This window comes from Rahnella sp. CFA14(1/10) (genome assembly GCF_004195095.1).
Taxonomy (GTDB): Bacteria; Pseudomonadota; Gammaproteobacteria; order Enterobacterales; family Enterobacteriaceae; genus Rahnella; species Rahnella perminowiae.
Window position 1 is genome coordinate 275,363 of the sequence record NZ_SEWS01000002.1, and the last position, 23,094, is coordinate 298,456.

16 protein-coding genes are annotated in these 23,094 nt (G+C 54.9%); 4 read left to right on the plus strand and 12 right to left on the minus strand.

The window, feature by feature from the left end:
* Positions 1 to 2 precede the first annotated feature (2 nt).
* The 7 genes from hutU to EVX52_RS04975 all read right to left on the minus strand — a co-directional run bounded on the left by hutU (position 3) and on the right by EVX52_RS04975 (position 8,296).
* A complete protein-coding gene (gene hutU, locus EVX52_RS04945) occupies positions 3 to 1,700 on the minus strand; it encodes a urocanate hydratase (protein WP_129951247.1) in 1,698 nt (565 codons plus the stop codon).
* 58 nt (positions 1,701 to 1,758) lie between these two features.
* Positions 1,759 to 3,309, minus strand: coding sequence for a histidine ammonia-lyase (gene hutH / locus EVX52_RS04950; RefSeq protein ID WP_129951246.1), 1,551 nt, complete (start codon positions 3,307 to 3,309; stop codon positions 1,759 to 1,761).
* Between the two features lie 123 nt (positions 3,310 to 3,432).
* Complete coding sequence (locus tag EVX52_RS04955; protein WP_129990739.1) at positions 3,433 to 4,218, minus strand: ABC transporter ATP-binding protein; 786 nt, start codon at positions 4,216 to 4,218, stop codon at positions 3,433 to 3,435.
* Positions 4,218 to 5,099 carry an ABC transporter permease gene (locus EVX52_RS04960; protein ID WP_129990740.1) on the minus strand — a complete coding sequence of 294 codons (882 nt, stop codon included), beginning with the start codon at positions 5,097 to 5,099 and terminating at the stop codon, positions 4,218 to 4,220. Before EVX52_RS04960 ends, EVX52_RS04955 begins: the two co-directional genes overlap by 1 nt.
* A 17-nt stretch (positions 5,100 to 5,116) precedes the next feature.
* Positions 5,117 to 6,097: an ABC transporter substrate-binding protein gene (locus EVX52_RS04965; RefSeq protein WP_129951243.1), complete on the minus strand. Its 981-nt coding sequence runs from the start codon at positions 6,095 to 6,097 to the stop codon at positions 5,117 to 5,119.
* Between the two features lie 244 nt (positions 6,098 to 6,341).
* Entirely contained in the window at positions 6,342 to 6,926 is a 585-nt protein-coding gene (locus tag EVX52_RS04970) for a HutD family protein (RefSeq protein WP_129990741.1), read from the minus strand.
* The gene (locus tag EVX52_RS04975; RefSeq protein ID WP_129990742.1) at positions 6,923 to 8,296 is read right to left on the minus strand and encodes a formimidoylglutamate deiminase; all 1,374 of its coding nucleotides are present in this window, start codon (positions 8,294 to 8,296) and stop codon (positions 6,923 to 6,925) included. The genes EVX52_RS04970 and EVX52_RS04975 overlap by 4 nt, the downstream gene beginning before the upstream one ends.
* A 246-nt stretch (positions 8,297 to 8,542) precedes the next feature.
* Between EVX52_RS04975 and hutC the strand changes: the two genes are divergently transcribed.
* The 3 genes from hutC to hutG all read left to right on the plus strand — a co-directional run bounded on the left by hutC (position 8,543) and on the right by hutG (position 11,612).
* Positions 8,543 to 9,346 carry a histidine utilization repressor gene (gene hutC, locus EVX52_RS04980; protein WP_129990743.1) on the plus strand — a complete coding sequence of 268 codons (804 nt, stop codon included), beginning with the start codon at positions 8,543 to 8,545 and terminating at the stop codon, positions 9,344 to 9,346.
* Between the two features lie 170 nt (positions 9,347 to 9,516).
* Positions 9,517 to 10,779 carry an imidazolonepropionase gene (gene hutI, locus EVX52_RS04985; RefSeq protein WP_129990744.1) on the plus strand — a complete coding sequence of 421 codons (1,263 nt, stop codon included), beginning with the start codon at positions 9,517 to 9,519 and terminating at the stop codon, positions 10,777 to 10,779.
* Positions 10,776 to 11,612, plus strand: coding sequence for an N-formylglutamate deformylase (gene hutG, locus EVX52_RS04990; protein ID WP_129990745.1), 837 nt, complete (start codon positions 10,776 to 10,778; stop codon positions 11,610 to 11,612). Before hutI ends, hutG begins: the two co-directional genes overlap by 4 nt.
* A gap of 490 nt (positions 11,613 to 12,102) precedes the next feature.
* On the opposite strand, the gene EVX52_RS04995 is transcribed toward hutG, so the two are convergent.
* From EVX52_RS04995 to bcsR, 5 genes are all read right to left on the minus strand, one after another.
* Positions 12,103 to 15,327 carry a cellulose synthase subunit BcsC-related outer membrane protein gene (locus tag EVX52_RS04995; protein WP_240783437.1) on the minus strand — a complete coding sequence of 1,075 codons (3,225 nt, stop codon included), beginning with the start codon at positions 15,325 to 15,327 and terminating at the stop codon, positions 12,103 to 12,105.
* A gap of 70 nt (positions 15,328 to 15,397) precedes the next feature.
* Positions 15,398 to 17,737, minus strand: a complete 2,340-nt coding sequence (gene bcsB / locus EVX52_RS05000; protein ID WP_129990746.1) for a cellulose biosynthesis cyclic di-GMP-binding regulatory protein BcsB — start codon at positions 17,735 to 17,737, stop codon at positions 15,398 to 15,400.
* On the minus strand, positions 17,734 to 20,349 hold the full coding sequence (gene bcsA, locus EVX52_RS05005; RefSeq protein WP_129990747.1) for a UDP-forming cellulose synthase catalytic subunit: 2,616 nt from the start codon (positions 20,347 to 20,349) through the stop codon (positions 17,734 to 17,736). The genes bcsB and bcsA overlap by 4 nt, the downstream gene beginning before the upstream one ends.
* Positions 20,346 to 21,089 carry a cellulose biosynthesis protein BcsQ gene (gene bcsQ, locus EVX52_RS05010; protein WP_129990748.1) on the minus strand — a complete coding sequence of 248 codons (744 nt, stop codon included), beginning with the start codon at positions 21,087 to 21,089 and terminating at the stop codon, positions 20,346 to 20,348. The genes bcsA and bcsQ overlap by 4 nt, the downstream gene beginning before the upstream one ends.
* A gap of 1 nt (position 21,090) precedes the next feature.
* On the minus strand, positions 21,091 to 21,291 hold the full coding sequence (gene bcsR / locus EVX52_RS05015; protein WP_129951234.1) for a cellulose biosynthesis protein BcsR: 201 nt from the start codon (positions 21,289 to 21,291) through the stop codon (positions 21,091 to 21,093).
* A 200-nt stretch (positions 21,292 to 21,491) separates the two neighbouring features.
* Here bcsR and bcsE point away from each other — a divergent pair, with 200 nt between their 5' ends.
* Positions 21,492 to 23,090 (plus strand): cellulose biosynthesis protein BcsE, encoded by a 1,599-nt coding sequence (bcsE, locus tag EVX52_RS05020; protein ID WP_129951233.1) that lies wholly within the window; start codon positions 21,492 to 21,494, stop codon positions 23,088 to 23,090.
* The last annotated feature ends 4 nt before the right edge of the window (positions 23,091 to 23,094 follow it).

Below are 23,094 nucleotides of genomic sequence, written 5' to 3' on the forward strand. Positions count from 1 at the left end.
ACTTACAGTGATGACTTGCCAGGCATCGGCAAATTCAGATGATGGCGTTCAGCACAGTCTTGTGCCTGTTCATAACCAGCATCTGCATGGCGCATCACCCCTGTCGCCGGGTCATTCCACAGCACACGTTCAAGACGGGCATCTGCTTCTCGGGTACCGTCAGCAACGATCACCATTCCGGCGTGCTGTGAGAATCCCATTCCGACGCCACCGCCGTGATGCAGACTCACCCAGGTTGCGCCGCCCGCCGTATTAAGCAATGCGTTCAGCAGCGGCCAGTCAGAAACCGCATCAGAACCGTCTTTCATGGCTTCCGTTTCACGGTTTGGTGAGGCAACAGAACCGGTGTCGAGATGGTCACGACCGATAACAACCGGTGCTTTCAGTTCACCGTTACGGACCATTTCATTGAATGCCAGACCGGCAAGGTGGCGCTCGCCAAGACCCAGCCAGCAGATCCGCGCCGGTAACCCCTGGAAGGCAATGCGTTCACGCGCCATATCCAGCCAGTTGATGAGGTTTGCGTTGTCCGGGAACAGTTCCTTCAGTTTTGCGTCGGTTTTGTAGATATCTTCCGGGTCACCGGAAAGCGCCACCCAGCGGAACGGACCTTTACCTTCGCAGAATAGCGGACGGATATAGGCCGGCACAAAGCCCGGAAAATCAAAGGCATTTTCCACGCCTTCGTCTTTGGCAACCTGACGGATGTTGTTGCCATAATCGACAGTCGGAATGCCCATAGCATGAAAATCGAGCATTGCCTGAACATGTCTGGCCATTGACGCACGGGCAGCTTTCACCACCGATTGCGGATCTGCCTGCCGCGCATCCTGCCATTTTTCCAGGCTCCAGCCTTCCGGCAGGTAACCGTTCAACGGGTCATGTGCCGAGGTCTGATCAGTGACAATATCCGGGCGCAGACCGCCTTCTTTCGCGCGGGCAACCAGTTGTGGCATCACCTCTGCGGCATTGCCCAGCAGGCCGACGGAAATGGCTTTTTTCTCAGCGCAGGCTTTTTCAATCATGGCCAGCGCTTCATCAATGCTGTGTGCTTTGTAATCGAGATAGCGGGTGCGCAGACGGAAATCGATGCGCGACTCCTGGCATTCAATCGCCAGCACGCAGGCTCCGGCCAGTACGCCAGCCAGTGGCTGAGCGCCGCCCATGCCGCCCAGACCGGCCGTCAGGATCCATTTGCCACGCAGGTCACTGTTGTAATGTTGACGCCCCGCTTCCGCGAAGGTTTCATAAGTGCCCTGCACGATGCCCTGCGCACCGATATAAATCCAGGAACCGGCAGTCATCTGGCCGTACATCATCAGGCCGGCTTTATCCAGTTCATGAAAGTGATCCCAGTTTGCCCAGTGCGGGACAATGTTGGAATTGGCAATCAGCACGCGCGGTGCATCAGTATGCGTGCGGAAAACGCCGACCGGCTTGCCGGATTGCACCAGCAGCGTTTCGTCTTCACGCAGCTTACGTAAACTGTCGAGAATGCCTTCAAACGCCGGCCAGTTGCGCGCCGCTTTACCGATACCGCCATAAACCACCAGATCTTCCGGACGCTCAGCGACATCCGGATCGAGATTGTTCTGGATCATGCGGTATGCCGCTTCAATCAGCCAGTTCTGACAGCTCAGTTCCGTGCCCTGTGGCGCACGGATAACGCGGGCAACGGCCGTTTTTTGTGGAGCGTTCATCGTCGTTTCCTTCTCTAAAATAAGGGGTTATAAATCAGTCGGTATAAGACAAAATTGCTCAGGCAAAGCTTGGCAGCAGCGCTTCAATCGCAGCAGGCCAATGCTCGCGGGAAGCCCAAAGACGCATCATTTCAACGTCCGGTGCCATCAGGCGGTCTTTTTCAAGAAACGCTACGTTTTCACGGATCGCTTTCATTTCATTTTCCAGCGTGGCTGAACTGCGCAGCGGACGATGGAAATCAATACCTTGTGCGGCGGCCATCGCTTCTATGCCTACGACCACACTGGTGTTAAAACACATGTCCCCCAGACGGCGGGCGGCATAGGTGGCCATGGATACATGATCTTCCTGATTCGCCGAAGTCGGCAGGCTGTCAACGCTGCCCGGATGCGCCAGCGATTTGTTTTCCGACGCCAGAGCCGCTGCGGTAACCTGCGCAATCATGAAACCTGAATTCACACCACCGTCATTAACCAGAAACGCAGGCAAACCGGAAAGCCCGGTATCGAGCAGCAGCGCCATACGGCGTTCGGAAATCGCACCGATCTCAGCGACGGCCAGCGCAATGATATCGGCGGCAAAAGCCACCGGTTCGGCATGGAAGTTACCACCGGAAATCACATCACCGTTTTCGGAAAATACCAGCGGGTTATCGGAGGCCGCATTCGCTTCGATGCGCAGAATGCGCGCAGCGTGGTGCAGATTATCCAGACAGGCCCCCATCACCTGCGGTACACAGCGGATGGAGTAAGGATCCTGTACCCGGCCGCAATCCGCATGAGACGTGACAATGTCACTACCTGAGAGAATAGCGGTCAACGCGGCTGCAACCCCCATCTGCCCCTGCTGCCCCCGGGCTTCGTGAATCCGCGCATCCAGCGGTTTCACTGAACCTTTAATCGCTTCGAGCGACAATGCGCCCGCCACCAGCCCGGCAGAAAATACACGTTCGGCCTCAAACAGGCCGGACAGTGCAAGAGAAGTGGAAACCTGAGTGCCGTTCAGCAGTGCCAGCCCTTCTTTCGGACCGAGTTCAAACGGCTTCAGACCCGCCGTCGCCAGACCGTCAGTTGCCGACATTTTTACGCCTTGTGCCGTAACCTGACCCTCGCCAATCAGCATCAGGGAAAGATGTGCCAGCGGTGCTAAGTCACCGGATGCACCCACAGAGCCTTTCTCAGGAATACAGGGATAAACCCCGGCATTAAACAAAGCAATCAGCGCATCGATAATCTCAATACGGATACCGGAATGGCCGCGCGACAGACTCAGCACTTTGGTCGCCATCACCAGACGCACCACGTTATCCGCCAGATCCTTGCCGATCCCGACGCTGTGTGACAACACCAGATTGCGTTGCAGTTCCGCCAGACGTTCCGCCGGAATACGCGTTTGGGCCAGCTTGCCGAAACCGGTATTGATGCCGTAAACCACTTTTCCTGATTCAACAATGCGGGTGACCGTTTCCTGTGACGCCAGCACGCCCGCGCGCGCCTCCTCAGCCAGTTCAAGGCGAACATTGCCCTGATAAATCTTGCGCAGCATCGGCAGATCAACATGACCCGGTTGCAGGCGGCAAAGGGTTAACACATGGGATGAAGAAGCCATAATCTATTCCTGTATAGACAAGTTAAACCGGAAGTAAACCCGGCGAAGGACTCAGCCCGCCGGGTATATATGTATTACATGACGAATCAAAAACCTGTTATCTGCAGACACATGGCAACGAAATCAGTGTTCGATTGTCTGCATCGTTTCGGTCCGAATTTCTTCGGTAACCTGCGCTTTCAGCGCCATAAATTCCGGCGAGGTTTTCAGGGTATAGTCCCGCGGATGCGGGAAATTAACCGCCACCTCGGTTTTGATCCGCCCCGGTCGCGCACTGAAAATCGCCACTTTGTTGGCCATAAAAATGGCTTCATCAATATCGTGCGTCACGAACAACACGGTTTTGCGTGAGGATTCCCAGATCGATAACAGCAGTTCCTGCATCATCACGCGGGTCTGGTTATCCAGGGCGCCAAAAGGCTCATCCATCAGCAAAATTTTTGGATCATTCGCCAGCGCGCGGGCGATGGCGGTACGTTGCTGCATCCCGCCGGAAAGCTGACGCGGGAAATGCTGCTCAAAACCCCGCAGCCCGACCTTATGAATAAAGTAGTCGCTGCGTTCTTTTTGCGCTGCCTTACTTACACCACGCTCCTGCAAACCAAAACAAATGTTTTGCTCAACGGTCAGCCAGGGGAACAAGGTATAACTTTGAAAAACCATGCCACGATCGGCACCGGGTCCCTCCACGCGTTCACCGTCTAACCACACTTCGCCACGCGTCGGTTGATCCAGCCCGGCAACAATACGCAGTAATGTAGATTTACCGCAGCCGGAAGGCCCGAGGATGGTGATAAAGTCGTTTTCATTAACCTGATAATCCACCGGTAACAGCGCCTGTGTTTTCTCACCCTGCGGACCGGTAAAGATACGTTCAACCTGACGGACACTCAGTTTCGGATGGCTCATCACAATGAACTCCATACAAACAGGCGACGGTTGGCCGCTTTGAACAACAGATCGGAGAGCAAACCAATGCAACCAATCACGATAATGCCGAAGATCATTTGCCCGGTATTGAGCAGCGCCTGGCTGTTAACAATCATATGACCGATACCGCTTGAAGAGCCGATAAGCTCTGCCACAATCACGTAAGTCCACGCCCAGCCAAGCACGAGGCGCAGCAACTCGGCTATTTCCGGTGCCGCACCGGGAATGATTACCCGGCGCACGACACTCCGGTTGGTTGCGCCTAATGTATACGCAGCTTCGACCAGATCACGCCGCGCTGCACCTACGGTCACCGCCACCATCAGGGTTATCTGGAAAAAAGAGCCAATGAAAATCACCAGTATTTTCTGCATTTCACCAATACCCGCCCACAGGATCAGCAACGGCACAAATGCTGACGCAGGCAGATAACGGCAAAACGATACAAACGGCTCGAAAAAAGCCTCAATCAGTTTGTAAGACCCCATGAAGATGCCGAGCGGAACGGCAATGGCGCAAGCCAGAATAAATCCACCCAGCACCCGCATGACGGTCATGCCGATGTCGGTTGTAAAATCAAAATCGGTAAACAGTAAAATACCTTCCTGCAACATACTCGCCGGACTGGCAAGAAATGTGGCGGAGACGAGGCCGGTAAACGTCACCAGCGCCCATACGGCAAAAAACAGCACAAAGAAACAGAACCCGAGGAACACGCGATGCCGCGCGGCAACCGGCCGCAAAGGCACCATCATGGGGTTATGCCAGACTTTTTTGCTTGCCGGCAACGGTGCCGGCTCACGTAAGGCTGACTCTGTCGTCATGGGTTGTTCTGCTGCCTGACTGACAGGAGTGTTCATATCGCCGTCCTTCATTGCTATTTCACATACTTCGCGTCATAGAGTGTGTTGATGTCCGGCGTTTTACGCAGAATTTTCATCTCCGTCAGCAGTCGCGCCGCTTCGTTAGTGAAGGTCACAATCTCACCGCTGAAGAATTTCTTATTGGCATCCCGATCCTGCCAGCGCAGATAACTGGATTCTTCTGCAAACTGTTTTCCGGTCTCTTTCGCCGCTGCGCCCATGATTTCGTTGGACTTTTCCGGTTCGTTCTTAATCATATCCAGCGCTTCAAAATAGCTGTTCACCAGCGCCTGCGCGGCTTTTGGGTTTTTATCCAGCCAGGCTGGCGTACAGCCCAGCGTGTCCATGACCATCGGATAGTCCAGCGTGGTTGCCAGAATTTTTCCTTTGTCCGGGCTCTGACGGATGGTGGAAAGGTAGGGTTCGTAAGTCACGGCGGCATCATTCTGTCCGGCAATAAAGGCATGTGCGGCGGCGTCCGGCCCGAGAGTGGCGAGTTTGACGTCTTTCATCGTCATGCCGTTTTTATCCAGGATCCACGCCAGCAGGAAATAAGAAGACGTGCCCGGGGCATCCACGCTGATGGTTTTGCCTTTCAGGTCGCTGACTTTGCTGATGCCATTGCGTACGGCAATACCGTCCGCGCCGTAGGATTTGTCCAGCTGTACGATCTGTTTGATCGGCACGCCGCTGGCGTTCCAGGTTAAATAGGTTTCAACCGTGGTCGCCGCACATTGCAGGGAACCGGAAGCGATGGCCAGATGACGCGACTGCTGGGGCACCATTTTTAACGTGACATCCAGACCGTTCTTTTTAAAGATGCCTGCTTTGTCTGCCAGTGTCAGGGGGGCAAACCCCGTCCAGCCCGAAATACCCACAGCAACCGGCGTATCGGCCGCCTGCGCCGCACTGACAGCCATACTGCCCAGCGCTACTGCCAGCCCTAACAACGACAACGAACGTTTCAGTACAACCCTGGTAATCTTGTTGCTCATCTGCCACTCCTGCCAATATGCCTGTCTCGGGGAAATGCCTGTGACTGTCAAACGCCGCAAGCAAATTACGCTACTGTATATTCTTGTCTATACAAGTGAGTCGAAAATAACAAAGCAAGCTTTATGCCAGTTTATGCTGATGCCGTTTTGCCACATCCGGCGCCGGTTACGCCTCGTCCCATGCGGGCTGGTGAATCAATTCAGTGCGTTGCATGCTCCCTTTTAGCGCAACCCTGCAGGGTATTTATCGTGTAATGGCCGCCCATAACAGCAGGCCTCTCTGTACCTGATCAACAGGGGTCAGACTCACCGATGCCTGTCGCGATGCTGCCGCTGTTTCAGACCAGTAATATCCCTCGCCCGCCCGCAGGGGCTGGCCATCTGCCTGTTGCCACGTCCCGCTGATAACATAAACCACCCCGCCGTTTTCACGGGTCACATGAAGATGTTGTTGCGCGGTAACCACCCGTGACACACATTCAGTCCGTCGCGTCATGATGTTAAAATCGGTCGTCACACCGCCCAGAAGACGGGCACTGAGCGCACTATCACCGCTGAAGGCAAACGGCTCACCGGTAACATTGAGTAAGTGATCAACCTCAGGCGGTGCCTGCAGATGCACGCCCTCCCCGTTCAGCAAAGTGATGGAGCGGTCAATGCCGGGAAATGCCGAGAACGGCCCGTCCTGTGCGATAGTGGCAATGCTGGCGCGCCAGTCAAAATCATGACTACCGGCAGGAAAACTGAAGATTTCACGGGTCTCGCCACCGCCGTTACGCCATGGGCTGACCGGCAGTTCATCGAAGGCAAAATGGTGCCAGGCGATCATGCGGCATCCTCCGCAAGATGGCGGAGAAGTGTCAGAAAATCCGCCGCCGCAGCCTGTTGTTGCTCATGCTGGCCGTCCACAATGCGCGGTACGCCGCCAACATACACATCACGAATTTGTCCGGCATTACCGGCGAATAACCAGCGGTTAAGCAGTTCATGATTTTTTGCCGCAGCGAGATAAGGATCCTGCCCGTCGAGCACCAGCCAGTCGGCACGATAGCCGACAGAAAGCTGCCCGATGGCCGCGCCGCAAGCCTGCGCGCCGCCCTGTAATGCCTGCGTGTAAAGCACATCGCCCACCGAGTTTTGCGCTGAAGTCGTCAGCCGGTTACGCCGCTGGTCACGCAGGCGTTGCCCGTATTCAAACCAACGCAGTTCTTCAACCACATTCAGGGAAACATGGCTGTCGGAACCGATGCCCCAATGCCCTGACTGTGCCAGATAATCGACGCCGGGAAAAATCCCGTCCCCCAGATTAGCCTCAGTAGTCAGGCACAACCCCGCGACTGCTCCGCTGTTTGCCATACTTGCCAGCTCGAAACGGTCAGCGTGCGTGGCGTGGATCAGGCACCAGCGGGAATCAATATCCAGATTGTCATACAGCCAGGAAATCGGACGCTGCCCGCTCCAGCCCAGACAATCGTTCACTTCTTTCTGCTGCTCGGCGATATGAATATGCACCGGCAGGGTTTTATCGCCGGACTGCAACACCTGCTGCATTTGCTCAAGGGTTACGGCGCGCAGGGAATGGAAGCACAACCCCTGATTTTGCAGGCTTTTACCACTGAGCCGTTTACGGATAATTTCCTGTTGCCTGAGATAACTGTCCGTATCCTGAATAAACCGTTTCTGTCCGGCCTGTGCCGGTTGTGCGCCAAATCCGGCATAACTGTAAAGCACCGGTAGCATGGTCAGCCCGATGCCGGTTTGCGAGGCGGCTTCACTGAGATGCGCGGCCATTTCGCCGGGGTCGGCATAAGCCTGTCCGCTGATATCATTATGCAGATAGTGGAATTCGGCCACCTGTGTGTAGCCACCTTTCAGCATTTCTATGTAGAGCTGACGCGCAATGACACCCACCTGCTCAGGTGTAAGGCGCTGCACCATGCGGTACATCAGATCACGCCAGGTCCAGAAACTGTCCTGAGGATCCCCGGCGATTTCCGCCAGTCCGGCCATCACCCGCTGAAATGCATGCGAATGGAGGTTCGGCATGCCCGGAACCACCGGGCCGGAAAGGGGCAGACAACCCTGCGGATCGCCGTCCGGGATCACCGCAGTCAGCATTCCGGCAACATCGACATCCAGCCGCACGTTGTGCGCCCAGCCATCAGCAAGTAAAGCGCGTGGAGCAAAATAAGCAGGCATGACAGCATTCCTGAGCAGTAAGAAGAAACATAAACGCAATTTTATGGAAACAATTGCAAAACTTTTAAGCGACTTGTCTATACATATACATATGCCTGATTGCGCTGTAAACTTGCAACAACCCTTTTTTTATAAATTTCGTTTTCTGTCACGCCCTTTCCGTTTACTTTCCTCTGATGGAAACTGCCGGGCGGACAGGCAAACTTTCCCAATATTTCTGGAATTTCATTGAGTGAGGTAAGAGTCATGTCGGAGCCCATACCACTTTTGCAAAATGGTGCCGTGCCACAGCAGGGAGTGTCGCAGCAGACATTGTCTGAACTGGCGGCCGCGATGAGCGATACACCCGCGCCAATTTATCAGCGGGTTAAACAGGCGATCATCAGCCAAATCCGCGCCGGTGTCTGGAAACCGCATCAGCGGGTGCCGTCTGAAAGTGAACTGGTCAATGAGATTGGCGTCAGCCGGATGACCATCAACCGTGCCCTGCGCGAACTCACCAGCGAGGGATTTTTGATCCGCATGCAGGGCGTCGGAACCTTCGTGGCCGAAGCCAAGGCTTATACCCCGATGCTGGAAGTGCACAACATTGCCGATGAAATTGCCCGGCGCGGTCATCGTCATGACAGCAAGATTCTGGTGTGCGAGGCACGCCTGGCCGACGCTGATCAGGCGCTGCAACTGGGTATCGCCACGGGTACGATGATATTTTATTCGCAGATTGTTCATTACGAGAACAACGTACCGGTGCAGATTGAAGACCGTTTTGTGAACCCGGAAACCGCCCCCGATTATCTGCAACAGGTGCTGAACAAGCAGACACCCTATACGTATCTGATGGAAATCGCGCCGCTGACGGCGGGTGAACATCGCGTTGAAGCCATCAGTGCCAGCGATGAGCAGCGCGAATTGTTGCAACTTAATGAACATGAGCCTTGCCTCCTGATCCACCGCCGGACCTGGAGCGGCAGCCGCGTAGTGACTTCCGCGCGTCTGATTTATCCGGGTTCCCGTTATCAATTATTTGGACGTTTCACCAGCCATGGCTGATTCCGGCACACCTTAATGGCGGCTTTGCATGGCCGCTATCGCTTCGTTCGAATTTTGGAAGACGTCTCGTAATAAGAAAAAACTATCGCTGGCTGACTTGCCGGTTTTACCGTTATGGGTTAGGTTGACTTTAGTTGTCTATACAAGATGAATTCAGCCTGGAGCCTGTCATGCCGGTAGCAATATCCCCTTCTTTTTCCTCCGAGCCGCCTGCGCGTTGTGACAGCGTATGGCGTGGTGCCACCCTGGTGACCATGCAGGACGGGCATTACAACCTGATTGAAAACGGCGCGATTGCGGTCGCAGGCGGGAAGATCGTCTGGACCGGCCCCGCCCGAGATTGTCCGGTTTTCGCAGGCGCCACACAGCATGAATTCGAGGGAGGGATCATCACCCCGGGCTTCGTTGACTGCCATACGCATCTGGTATTTGGCGGTGACCGAAGCGCAGAATTTGAACAGCGACTGAACGGCGTCAGCTATGCGGAAATTGCTGCAGGCGGTGGCGGTATTCTGTCCACCGTGAATGCGACCCGTGAGGCCACTGAAGATGAACTTCTGGCACAGGCGCTGTTCCGTTTACAACCGTTGCTGGCCGAAGGCGTGACCTGTGTTGAGATTAAATCCGGTTACGGACTGAGCGTAGAAAGTGAACTGAAAATGCTGCGGGTGATCCGCCGGTTGGGCGTCATGCTGCCGGTCGACGTGAAATCCACCTGCCTTGCCGCCCATGCCCTGCCGCCGGAATTCAAAGGATGCGCGGATGACTATATAGATCTCATCTGCAACACATTGCTGCCAGTCGTTGCCAGTGAAAATCTGGCCGACGCCGTCGATGCCTTTTGTGAACACCTGGCATTCTCACCGGACCAGGTTGAACGGGTTTTTAATGCCGCAGAAGCCTTAGGTTTGCCGGTAAAATTACACGCCGAGCAACTGTCTTCGCTGCATGGCAGCGCGCTGGCGGCAAAACATCATGCACTGTCAGCCGACCATCTGGAATACGCCACGGACGAAGATGCGCAGGCCATGGCCGCCGGCGGCACCGTCGCGGTATTACTGCCGGGGGCATATTATTTGCTGCGCGAAACGCAATGCCCGCCTGTGGAGGCGTTCCGCAAACATCAGGTGCCGATGGCGCTGGCCAGTGATGCTAATCCGGGCACATCGCCTGCGCTTTCTTTGCGTCTGATGCTGAATATGGGGTGTACGTTATTCCGACTGACGCCTGAGGAAGCACTGGCCGGGATCACCTGCCACGGTGCGTGCGCGCTCGGTTTACAGGAAACACACGGCACGCTGGAAGCGGGAAAAGTTGCTGATTTTATACACTGGCCGCTGTCACGTCCTGCGGAACTGGTTTACTGGCTGGGTGGTCAGTTGCCCTGCACTGTTGTCTATCGTGGAGAAGTACGAGGAGAGTTCCGTTCATGAGTCTTTCAACTGCTAATGTTATCGCTGAGCCATACCATTTTACCCTGGGTACCGCGCCGTTACTGATCAGCATTCCCCATGCAGGGACGCAGCTTACGCCAGAAGTGGCCAGCGGTCTGAGCGATGCCGCTCTTCCGCTTTCCGATACCGACTGGCATATCCCGCAGCTGTATGATTTTGCGCGTTCACTGGGTGCCAGTATTCTGGTCGGCCAGTATTCACGGTTCGTTATCGACCTGAACCGGCCTGCTGACGATAAACCGTTATATACCACCGCCACGACAGGTTTATACCCCGAGACGCTTTTTGACGGACGCGAGACCTTTAAACCAGGCATGACGCCGGCAGACACTCAGCGCCAGCAATATCTCGATCAAATCTGGCAACCCTATCACCAGAAAATACAGTCAGAACTGGCGCGTATGAAACAGGAATCCGGCTATGCGCTGCTGTTTGATGCACATTCGATTGCGTCAGTGATACCGCGTCTTTTCGACGGCCGGCTACCGGATCTCAATCTGGGCACCAACAGCGGCGCAAGCTGTTCACCGGCGCTGAGTGAAATTCTCGACAGAACCTGCCAGCAACAAACCCGCTTCAGTCATGTGCTTAATGGTCGGTTTAAAGGGGGATATATCACGAGAGCTTATGGTCAGCCTGACCGGGATATTCATGCCGTTCAGCTTGAGCTGGCGCAGGTGAATTATATGGAGGAGATTGAACCGTTTTCGTATTCACCTGACAAGGCGGCCGAATTACAGGTGTTGTTGAGGCAGTTGCTGGAGAGAATGGTGGATTGGGGGACGGACAGCTATAAACAAGGCGCTGGTTAATTTCACTTTTCGCTGGCCGCTAAGGATAGCCGCTAAATCCCGCCGCTGCGCGGTTCCCTTCGTTCGGGTTATAACCCGCGTAAAAAGACACGCGGTTTTCCACCTCTGCCTCCGGCGGTATTTGGAAACGGCCTCAGGCTTCTACGTCGCAACCTTACTTGTTTTGTTTTTTTAAAAGCCAGGGGCGATTCAGAAAGCTTGCTGAACGGAGCGGCCTGGAGACCAAAGGCTCCAGGACCGAGTGAAGGAACCGCAACGCGGCAAGATTTCCAGCCTGTCACTGCGGTACCTGAAACATAGCCAGCGAGCGAAGCGCGCAGTGAAAAAGCGCGGAATCCGGAGGGCGCGCGCTTACGCGTCCTCTGGGCCAGTTTGGGCGGCGAGCCCAAGGTCTTGAGGTTTAACCGTCATAACCGCTGTTAAGAAACCGAAATCATCTCGATTCAGCTTTCGCGGCGAGCAAGAAACCGCCCTAATGCCCGGTCTGGCATTACTTAAAGTCCGCATACGGCACTAACGGTTCCGGTGGCATATCCAGATCCCCTTGCCAGCCGCTCATCGAGTATCTCGCGTACAGCAGGAAATGGCTTGGCGTATAATCCTTCGCTTGCTGAATATCAATTCCCCCGCCGATGGTCCAGTGAGAACTGACACGCCGTTCAACCAGTGCCTGCAACGTGTAACCAAAACCAGAACCACTACTGCCGGTTTCAATGGCATTTTTATCCGGTAATGAATCCGGGATCAGATTCTGGATCGGATAACGTTTTTGATCGCTGGTTGAGGAGCGAGACCAGGAGACGGAACCGCCGAGTTGCCATGACCAGTTCTCCGTGCGCTGCCGGTAATTCACCGGTACGGCAAGCGAGAAATATTGTTGCGGACTGTAGTATCCCCCCTGTCCCAGGGTGTAGCCGCTAAGGTCTTTCTGATAATGCCAGAGCATGGAGCTGAGGCCCACCGTCGCGCGGCGGTTATCTTCGTTGATAACCTTGTAGTAATACCCCCCCATCAGGCGTTCGCGGGTATTGTCTTCGACATTTTCACCGGTCAGCTGATGCGCGCTGAGGTCAGCCCACACCCCGTTGGCCAGCCCCTGATCGTAACTTAACCCAAGGCTGGCACCGGTTGCGCGAACGCCGCCCCAGGTGGTGCCGGTGCCCGGATCTTTTGCGCCAGCGAAAGAAAGTAACGAACTGGACACCGGACGGCGTGAAACCGTGGTCGTCCAGCCGATATCACCCCAGTCTCCGCTGTAAGCCAGCCCGCCTACCCAGTCAACCACCGGGAAACCCAGCGGCGTGGTGCCTAAATCCCCTTTCCATTGTTCATTTTCCCAGCCCGCGCCAAGGCTGACACCGTTAGCGGTCTGGCTGCGATATCGGCGGCAGTTCTGATCACGACAGGTGCCGAAACTGGCTTCGTAATTACCGTTTTCGTTATCAAAAGTTCCGGCATCCATACGCACCCAGTCGGCCCGCAGGAATCCCCGCCCCTGATACACCGGCATATCTGCCTGCAACATGGTGGTGTTGGCGGTGAGATCAGATTTGCCCGGCGTACCGCTCGAGGTCCACGAATCCGTATCCACCGTGAAATTGATATCCTGCTGACGGTAAAGATCACCTGCGTCAGAGCGGATACCGCGTTTCAGCCAGTCATCCGCCGGATTGTTGCGGATCAGACGTGTATAACTGTCATTGTCCTGTGGCGTTTTGTCGGTGATGCCACTGGCGACCATCGCCTGCCCGTAATCCTGACGCGCCAGTTCTGGCTCGCCGAGCTGCTGTTCAAGGCTGGCGGCATTGCGATAAATCAGTGCCTTGTCTTGTCCGGCCGGTTGTGAACGCGCAGCCGTTTTCAATGGCTGCATCAGCGCAAAGGCCCGGGTCGTGTCACCAACATCACGCCAGGCCATGGCGATCTGCAGTTGCTGATTGAGGCTCAGGTCATGCAGATCAGCCTGCTGCAACTGCTGTTTCGCCTGCTGCGTATGACCTGCGGCCAGTGAAGCATCGATAGCGGCCAGGGTTTTACCGAGCTGAATGCGCTGCGCCACTTCACGCATGTTGGCGTCCCATTTCGCCTGCGGCAATGTATTCAGATGGTGGAGAGCGGCATCATCACGACCGGAGCCGGAAAGATAGAGCGCATAAGCGTAAACCTGTTGCGGATCCACCGGACGTTTCGCCGCAAGCTGTGCGAAAACCGTATCCGCCTGCGCCGGTTCGCCCGCCTCACGCAGGGCATTAGCGTAATGGTAGGTCGTCCAGACATCGTCCGGATTCAGCTTCAGCGCTTCGCCGTAGCGGTTCGCGGCCTGATTCCAGTTGTGCCGGGCAGCATATTTTTCCGCCTCCATTGTGACAACGTCACTTTGAAGTCCCCGCTGTTTGTCGCTGAGTTTCGCCTGTGAAGCAGCCGGCAGTGAACTGATGTAATCCAGGGCTTTTTGCGGCGACTGACGCTGATAGATATTTGCCAGACCGCGCTGGGCACTGCTGTTATCGCGCTCCAGCCTGAGTGCGCGGCGATAAGCCTGCTCTGCCTGCCTGTCATTTTTACGCTTAACCGCCACATCGCCGAGCCCGATCTGCGCCCACGGCTCACGGGAGTCCAGACGCTGTGCCTGGTTGTAGGCCGCTTCAGCCTGTTCAAGCTGTCCGGTTTTCAGCGCCCTGTCGCCCTGATCGATTTTCAGCCAGTAACTGTTGGTCTGGATCAGGCTGTTCCATTTATCCGCATTATAGCCGTCGGTTTCGGCGGCTTTCGCCTGCCGGAATAAGGTCAGCGCCTGCTGGCGGTTACCGGCACGGGAGTAAGCCAGCCCCATCGCCCCGAGAACCTCGGCATCGTTGGGTTTCGCCTGCAATGCCTGCTTCAGCGGGGCAATCGCGCCGGTTGAACCACCCCGATTAATTTGCGCCAGACCCCGGAGTCGTGCCTGATAACGCGGATCGGCCAGCAACGCCTGCTGACGCTGAAGCTCCTGTTGTGCGGCAATCACCTGCGGACCGGTATCAAACGTAGTAATAAACTCTTGCAGGGCCTCAGCGCTCGGATGGCCCACGGGTTGGTCTTTAATCTGGGCCAGCCATAAGTCAGCGGCAGGCGAACGCCCTTCATTGGTGGCAGCGATTTGCTTAATCAGCGCCACCGCTTTGGCATCATCCCCTGCGTCAAACGCCATCTGCGCCAGTTGCAGGCGTAACTGCACATCCCCCGGATACCGGTTATTCAGCGCCTGGAGCTGCGCCTGTGCGCTGGCTTTCTGCCCCGGCAGGCGCGCAATCAGTTGCCAGTATTCCACCGCCAGATCCAGCGTCGGCGGCTGGCCGCCAAACAACTCGTCATATTGCGCCTTAGCTTCACCGAGCCGCCCGGCGGTTGCCAGTAAGCGCGTCTGCTGGAGTTTTTGCTGCATTTCCGGCGAGGCGATTTTCAGGCTCAGCTGTGCCTGCTGATATTCATCCGAACCGGGTGCAACCTGTTTAATTTTTTCCAGCTGCTGCTGCGCCCTGGTCTGGTCACCTTCGCGGAGAAGCAGACGCAAACGGGCGGACATCACTTTCGGGTTCTGCGGATCGATTAATTCCAGGCGAAACAGTGACTGACGTACCAGATCATCCTGATGACTGGCTTCACCGATCCGTACCTGTTCCAGCAACCATTGTTCCGGCGACACAACCGGGGCAGAAACCGCAGGCGCAGCCATCAGGGCCAGCGCAATGGTCAGCGCCAGTTTGTTGCGGGAAAGCCGGTTCGTGGAGTGTCTGTTCACGAAATTATTCCTGATCATCATCAGACAGACGACGACGGGCCAGAGAACGTAACCCGGTCCATAGCAGTATTGCCGCCAGGAACACCAGAATCACCGCCATGACTGCCAGCAATACCGGATGGTTCGCCATTGCGTTCCATACCCGTTCCCACCACGGTAAATGGCCCACATAATAGGTATCACCCACTTTCAGACTACTGATGCCGGAATCGCGTACCACCGCCACTGAACCAAAGATCCGCGCACGCTGTCGGGTATCCTGCACTGAGGTGTTCAGCATTGCGAAGCCCTGCTGACCGTTTGCCATCAGCGCGACCACGCTGCGCTGATCAAAGTATGGCGACTTTAATCCGACGATCGCCGCAATCGGACCTTGTGCACTGATTTGCGCACTGGCATCCACCCGCGCATCGCTGGCAGGTGAGTTGTTATCCGTTAACGACGCCTGACGGATGGGGGTGTTAACCGCATCACGGGCTGCCTCGATCAGTAAGTTAGCTTTTTTATCATCGCGCATGCTGTCGTCACGCAAATCCGCAGGCAAGTTACCGATCACCAGCAGATCGGCGTCGGTGGTTCTTGCTTTTGCCGCATCTTCGGTCAGCCCTACGCCAAGTGCCGGATAACCGGTGAGTGCGCCAATATTGCCCATCGCATCAAACAGCGTGGTGAGTTGCTCAGGTTGCGGTTGTGGCTGAACCAGAATCAGCGTCTGGGATAAATCCGCCAGGCGGCTGAACGGGAATCCGGCATTCGCGAAGGCGCGCAAATCAGGCATCGCCATAAAATGACGGTATCCGGAGAAATCGATGGTGGAGCTGTCGTCGACCACTACATGATTTGGCACGGTGTTATAGGTTTCACAGCGGCCCTCGCTGCCGCTTGCCAGCAGCGACGTGTAGTCAAAATCAAAACGCATCTGGTTTACCGCACCCAGTTTCAGCGCCGGAATATTCAGATCCTTGCTGCCATCCAGCAGCCCCTGCAACAGGGACAGATGCAGTAACCGGGAATCCTCATCGTGTCCGGTTTTCAGGGTCAGATCCTGCACAAACTGGTTGTTCAGGCTGATGCTCAGACGCGACGTGTTTTTGAGCTGTGGCGAGGTGTAACGGTACTTCAGCCGCATATCAATACCGGTGCTGTTAATCAGGAACAGATCCGGCGGCAGGTTAATGTTGAGCGTGACCGGGTTCGGCTGGATGCCGTCAGACTGTAACTGTTCTGCATACTGTTTCAGTTCGCCAAAATTCATCGGACGGTCGGTGCGCACCCAGTTTGGCGCATCATACGGCTGGCGTGGCTGGATCTGATCCACTTTATCGACACCGACCGTTTCGCCACGGAACAGGATATTTCCCTGCGCAATGCCTTTTACTGCCGTCAGTAAGTCCTGATCATCACGACCGAGGATCAGCAGCATTTTGACGTACGGATTATCCGGGCGGCTGACCATCTGCACGACGGGCCCTTTCACCGGCGGCATTTCTTTGAGGAAATCAGGGCGCTGACCGTTAGTCGCAAACACCACAGCGTGGCTTTCCGGCAACTGGTTATACAGCGCCGGGAAAGATTGCCCGCGCCACTGGGCTTTGGTGCCGAACCAGGAGGCCAGAATCGCCGCCGCCTGTTGCTGGCTGGCATCCGGAGAGGCGGCAAATACCATCGGCAGGCTCAGCGAACGGCTGTCACGCGCATCAAAGAATGGCACCGGGAAATGCGCCAGATCGTTGCTTAGCGGCAGTTTCTGGTATTGCAGACTGAGTGAACTGCCCTTGCCGATTTCCAGCCACAGCGTGGTGTTTGCCGGGTTTTCACAGACGTTCTGGTAATGACCAATAAACTCCAGGCGGATACGGTTAAAGTCGGTGACATAGCGCGGATCAATCGTCATCTGTAAGTGATTTTTCTTGCCGAGCTGATCTTTATCAATCACTTCAACGCCCATCAGCTGGTCGTTGAGATACACCTTAAGATGCGACTGGACCGGGATCAGCGACGGCGACGGCGTGAACTCGAGATTCAGCGTAGCCTGTGTCACGACTTCGTCACTGCGCACACCGAATTCAATCTGCCCGTTCGGCTGAATACCGCGCAAGGTGATGGCCCCTGGCCTCGGTGCTACATCGGCAAAAGGTAATATCACGTTGCGCACCGGCGCGCCCGGAATAATCATCGGGTTCACCGCCGGTGCCACCAGCGGCAACGTCACCTGAGGCGCAGGTATCTCATTGCCCGGCACAACCGGTGCAGTAGCCTGTTCACTGTAGGCCGGTGCAGCAGAACCCAACGCCAATGTCATCAATGCGGATGCCATAAAAGTGGTGATCGGAAGTTTTTTCATTGTTTTGTCATCATCAGGTTGGATTCAACAGGCTGAACGGCCAGCGATGGATTACGCGGAGCAAAAGACAGCAACCAGCGGCCAAACGATCGTGTTCGGGACACCAGCGGTCGGTAGCGTTGCGGGGCGATGTCCAGCATCCGCAGATAACCCCGGATGCCCAGCCCCAGTATCTCACGCAGGCTTTCCATCGGTTTGTCTTCAGGGAAACTGTCTTCGCGTAATACCCAGCTGTCGGCCCGGGCAAAAGTACATTGGATGAAATCGATATGTTGTTGGGTTGTGAGTGGCAATAGCTGCATACCGATGTTTTCACCAAACACACGGCTGATCTGCATCGGGAAGGTATATTCCTGCTGTCCGCGGCTCAGGATTAACGTGACGTTGTCACCAAACTGAAACTGGCTTGCACTCGCGGTTTCCAGCCCGACACCGCTGTCGGAATAGTCCTGGATGGTGCAGACATAAATATGTCCGTCTGGCTTGAGTAATGACGCGGGCATTCTGGCTTCTACGCGGTGTGCCTGACGAACCTGTTTGGATTCGAACGCCACGGCAATCGCCCCGCCCAGAATAATCATGTTGTAGATCACCCACGCCATGCTCACCAGTACGGTTAAAATTTCGTCGGGGCGTCCATAAACAATGCGGTAAATTCCAAAGAATAAACCCGCCAGATTAAGCAACATCAGGATTTGATATGGCCGGCTGATTTTCCAGTCCACGTAAGCATGCTTGTTCAGCCCGCCTTTTGCCGTCACATTGAACGTCCCGGCATGGGGATTAAACAACGCCACCGTCGTTGGCCTGGCGATATACCACGCCAGCACGGTTTCGTAGATTTCATTCCAGAACGAATGACGGTATTTGCCCTGTACGCGCGAATTAGTCAGGCTGGCATGAATCATGTGCGGCAGCACATACAGCGCAATGGCAACAGCCGGTGCATAAATGATATAGGCATGTAACAGCAGAAATGCCAGGGGCGCGGTGAGGAAGATCAGGCGCGGAATACCGGCCAGAAAATGTAACATGGCGTTGGCGTAACACAGCCGTTGCGCCAGTTTCAGCCCTTTGCCAAACAGCGGGTTATCGAGGCGGAATATCTGCACCATACCGCGCGCCCAGCGGATACGCTGGCTGATGTGAGCAGACAGACTTTCCGTCGCCAGCCCTGCCGCCTGCGGAATACGAATATACGCCGAAGTGTAACCGTGGCGGTGCATTCGCAGCGAGGTATGCGCATCTTCCGTCACCGTTTCGATAGCGATACCCCCGATTTCATCGAGTGCGTCGCGGCGCAACACAGCGCAGGAGCCGCAGAAGAAGCTGGCATCCCACAGGTCATTGCCGTCCTGCACCAGTCCGTAAAACAGTTCGCCTTCGTTTGGCGTACGGCGCATTCGGCCCAGATTACGTTCGAACGGATCGGGCGAGAAAAAGTGGTGCGGCGTTTGCAACATGCTGAGTTTTTTATCTTTAAAGAACCAGCCGACGGTCAGTTGCAAAAAAGAACGGGTCGGCACATGGTCGCAGTCAAAAATCGCCACCAGCTGGCTTTTCGCCTGTTTCAGCGCATGATTAATGTTGCCCGCTTTGGCATTTTCATTCGTTTCACGGGCAATGTATTTCACGCCGATTTCATGGGCAAAATCCGCGAATTCCTGCCGGTTGCCGTCATCAAGCAGATAAATGGTCAGTTTGTCACGGGGCCAGTCAAGCCCGAGTGCGGCGTACAATGTCGGTTTCACCACGCTCAGATCTTCGTTATAGGTCGGGATCAGCAGATCCACCGTTGGCCACGTCGAGATATCCGCAGGCATGGGCACCGGTTTACGGTTAAGCGGCCAGATGGTCTGGATATACCCCAGCACCAGCACCGTCCAGGAATAGGTTTCCGCCCCTAGCAGCAGCAGACCGCAAATCAGACTCAGCGGATCTTCCCAGTTCAGCGTTGACGTGTACCGCCACCATAAATAACGACAGGAAATGGTCAGCGACAATACAATCATCATCAGCGCCGGGAAACGTCCCGGAATACGGCGGATAATCATTGCAATACTCCACAGCAGCACCACGAAAACAAACTGCGCGATATAGCCAAAAGGCTGAGAAATGCAGAACATCGCCAGCGTGATCGTCAGCAAAGCAGTCAGTAACACCAGTATGCGTTTAGTGAGCCGGTTCATTTTGCCGATACGTCGTGTGACCTGAGTTTCCAGCGGATTTTGGGTGACCTGTCCGGGTAATGATCTGAGCCACAAATGGACTTTCCCGCGCAACTGCTGCGGCCAGCGGCTATACATCACACGCCCGCGTTTGCCTTCAGATGGCAGGATGATCAGCAGCCACACACTTTGCACGATATAACGCAACGGATCGGCCAGACGCGGCTGAGAGGGCGAAATTTGCGGATACCAGCGGGTGCGCTGTGCATTAACGCGCTGCCAGAACGGGGATTCAAAACGTAAAAACAACCAGCACAACGCCACACAGATAATCATCAGACCTGCGGCCATGCGTGAGGAATGGCTGGCGCGATAATGCCGGTAACGATTTTGTAATTCGAGAACGACCGGCGGCACCAGAAACAGATTGAGCAGACGGTTCATTTTGCCGGGCTCCGCGGCGTTTTCTGGCTATGCACGTCCCCGGGATGGCGTAAGTGCAGCAGGAACCAGTTCGCCAGTGTGTTAATCTCACGGCTGATTTTGCTGTTATTTTTCCATTCCCCGACAGGCTGTTTCGCCGCCAGTGACTCCGCCATTGCTTCATCGCGGTGTAAAATCACCGGGATCAGGGCGGGCAAGGTTTCCTGCCATAACAACAGAATATCCTGCTGTAACTGGCTGGAAGGAATGAACTGGTTGAGCAGATAATGCCCGTTGGCTGGCAGCACATACTGATGTAAACGCAGGTGTGACTGAGTATCAGCATGGAGAAGCACGACGGTGCGGTCGGCAAGTGTGCGTGCAGGTAAGGGATCGGCTGCCGGAGAGTCGATCAGGATCCAGTCATAGACACCGGTATTTTTAAGCAGAGTGATCGCTTTTTGCCAGTCGAAATCAGGCTGATTGTTATCGTCCGTTGCGACATGCCCGTAAGGCAGGAGATCAAGATGAGAATGGTAGCGCAGTGCAGAGTTTTGCCAGGACGTCCCCGTATTGTGCGCATAGCGCCATCCGCATGCCTGAGCGACAGGCATACCAAAGTGCAACCGCAGGAAGTTTTCCGGTGAAAAGTCGATCACCAGCACTTTCTCATTTAATTGCGCAAGACCCCAGGCCAGTGCAGCCGTGACCGAGGTGGTCCCCGTACCGCCACGAACGCCCTGTAAGGCAATGACAGCCATATTATTTTTTCTCCGCGCTGTGTTCGCCGTATTGCGCCAGCTCAGCCAGTAACGGCCAGCGGGACATTAGTTGCGGGATTTTTTCTTTACGGGCTATATCGACGTAATTTAATTCTGACAAAGAAAAAAGGCGACTCAGCGCAAAAAAATCATCATCTTTTTTTGGTTCGGATTCTTCCTGGTCTGCAATATTGGCTCCCACCGGTTCTTTCTCCCTGCATCAATCTAAATACTGAGACAACATGGCCAAAATGGCCTTACCTGTTTAGGTTTTTTAGTACCAAACATTATTATGAAGTATTATGATTATTTAATGTGGCAATGCTAGAATTTATTATACTCACATTCCCGGTGTGCCCCAAGCAGACTTTTAATCAAAAATGACACAAGCAGATTAACTATATGGCACTCTCCTTTTCATTGGGCATGAAACCATTCTGGAATGGATTAACCCAGATGCAATCTCAGGGGCTTTACTGGGTTAATACCGACAGTGAGGAAGCCGCTTATCATCTTTGCGGTCAAACTGTTGAGGCTCAGCAAGGTGAAGTCCCGGTCAGTGTTTTTTTTCCGCAGCACAATTTACTTTGCACTGCACATGAAAACAGAGTACCGGATGACGACATTCTTCTCACTTATTTGAAAAAGTATCAGAAAAAAACCTTTTATTACCAGTTAGCGAATGGCAAGAAAGCGTTTCTCTCTCTTGCAGCCGATATTAATCGTCTGCCTGCTCACTCCGCCTCATTAATGATTCTATTACTCCCGGTCAGTACCTGGCAGGCGATAAGTGATAAACAATTCGCCCGCTGGTTGAGTGAAATGAGCTCTGGCACCCATAATAAAGGTGCAACGCTCCTTATTATCTGCTATGGAAACGGTATTAATGCGGTTAAAACTCAGCTTCACTTATACCACCGCAATATATACGGCGTTGCAGATTTGAAAACGGATGTTGAGCCTAATCAATGGGGTATTTCCTGGTGGCATGACACACTGGGCGCGCAAGCCAACACGCTTTATCCGCTGATACGCCACCACACCGGCTGGGAAATTCAAACAAACGTTTCTGCGGCAGTTTCCGACCAAACCGGCGATGACCAGTGGATGTTGCTGGCCGATCGCTCGGTGCTTGAAGGTGCGCCTGCGCTTTCAGAACGCTGGTTCCTGTTTGACGATAACGAAGCACTGGCCGCACGAGCGGCGCATGCCCGCTCGGCGACAGTCATTTTCGCCCTTACCGGCAATGACGAAGTGGAAGTGCTGGCCCGTCAGGTTCATCTTTTACGTATGCAGCGCGGCACGGGTTTGAAAATTGTCGTGCGTGAAATGAATGCCTCTTTGCGTTATGTCGATCAGCGCCTGCTTCAGGCCTGTGGCGCGAATCTGGTTGTCCCGCAGGCGGCACGCCTTTCCAACTTCCTGACCCTGCTGGATGACCTGCAAAACCTCACGTATACCCGGCATGTGCCGGACGATATCGAATTGCTGCTCGACAGCCGGCTGCCTACCCACCATAAGGGTTATCTGCCACTGCCGGTTTTTTGCCAGGTGATGCGCGAGATTTGGGATCACGCCTCTCTGGCGACGGAATCCCGGGGCATTTTAATTTCTCTGCGCCCTGCCGCCGGGATCAGCCCGCAGCAGGCGATGTCTTTATGTTCGCTGCGCCGTGACGGTGACATTTTGACCGTTACCGGGCGTCATCTTTATCTGTTTCTGTCGAACTGTCAGGTCAGCGATGTGGAAAATGTGCTGACATTTCTGTTTAGCCTGCCGGTCAAAGAAGTGTTCACCAGCCAGACGTTCTGGAGTCAGGAACCGGATATCCAGACAGAAGTTCGCCGTCTGGCCGCCAGACCACCGATGGCAACACCGGTGCTGGCGGCAGAAACATACGTGCAACATAAAACAGAACCGTTAAAACGGGCGCAGGTGCACCAACCCGTGCCCGTTACGCTCGCCGTGAGCGATTCGCCTGTGATTCGGGCACCGGAGTAACAGC

What these genes read in the sequence shown, in the direction of transcription:
- hutU (WP_129951247.1), bottom strand. Translation starts at nt 1,700, where the DNA reads ATGAACGCTCCACAAAAAACGGCCGTTGCCCGCGTTATCCGTGCGCCA.
- hutH (WP_129951246.1), bottom strand. Translation starts at nt 3,309, where the DNA reads ATGGCTTCTTCATCCCATGTGTTAACCCTTTGCCGCCTGCAACCGGGT.
- EVX52_RS04955 (WP_129990739.1), bottom strand. Translation starts at nt 4,218, where the DNA reads ATGAGCCATCCGAAACTGAGTGTCCGTCAGGTTGAACGTATCTTTACC.
- EVX52_RS04960 (WP_129990740.1), bottom strand. Translation starts at nt 5,099, where the DNA reads ATGAACACTCCTGTCAGTCAGGCAGCAGAACAACCCATGACGACAGAG.
- EVX52_RS04965 (WP_129951243.1), bottom strand. Translation starts at nt 6,097, where the DNA reads ATGAGCAACAAGATTACCAGGGTTGTACTGAAACGTTCGTTGTCGTTG.
- EVX52_RS04970 (WP_129990741.1), bottom strand. Translation starts at nt 6,926, where the DNA reads ATGATCGCCTGGCACCATTTTGCCTTCGATGAACTGCCGGTCAGCCCA.
- EVX52_RS04975 (WP_129990742.1), bottom strand. Translation starts at nt 8,296, where the DNA reads ATGCCTGCTTATTTTGCTCCACGCGCTTTACTTGCTGATGGCTGGGCG.
- hutC (WP_129990743.1), top strand. Translation starts at nt 8,543, where the DNA reads ATGTCGGAGCCCATACCACTTTTGCAAAATGGTGCCGTGCCACAGCAG.
- hutI (WP_129990744.1), top strand. Translation starts at nt 9,517, where the DNA reads ATGCCGGTAGCAATATCCCCTTCTTTTTCCTCCGAGCCGCCTGCGCGT.
- hutG (WP_129990745.1), top strand. Translation starts at nt 10,776, where the DNA reads ATGAGTCTTTCAACTGCTAATGTTATCGCTGAGCCATACCATTTTACC.
- EVX52_RS04995 (WP_240783437.1), bottom strand. Translation starts at nt 15,327, where the DNA reads ATGGCTGCGCCTGCGGTTTCTGCCCCGGTTGTGTCGCCGGAACAATGG.
- bcsB (WP_129990746.1), bottom strand. Translation starts at nt 17,737, where the DNA reads ATGAAAAAACTTCCGATCACCACTTTTATGGCATCCGCATTGATGACA.
- bcsA (WP_129990747.1), bottom strand. Translation starts at nt 20,349, where the DNA reads ATGAACCGTCTGCTCAATCTGTTTCTGGTGCCGCCGGTCGTTCTCGAA.
- bcsQ (WP_129990748.1), bottom strand. Translation starts at nt 21,089, where the DNA reads ATGGCTGTCATTGCCTTACAGGGCGTTCGTGGCGGTACGGGGACCACC.
- bcsE (WP_129951233.1), top strand. Translation starts at nt 21,492, where the DNA reads ATGGCACTCTCCTTTTCATTGGGCATGAAACCATTCTGGAATGGATTA.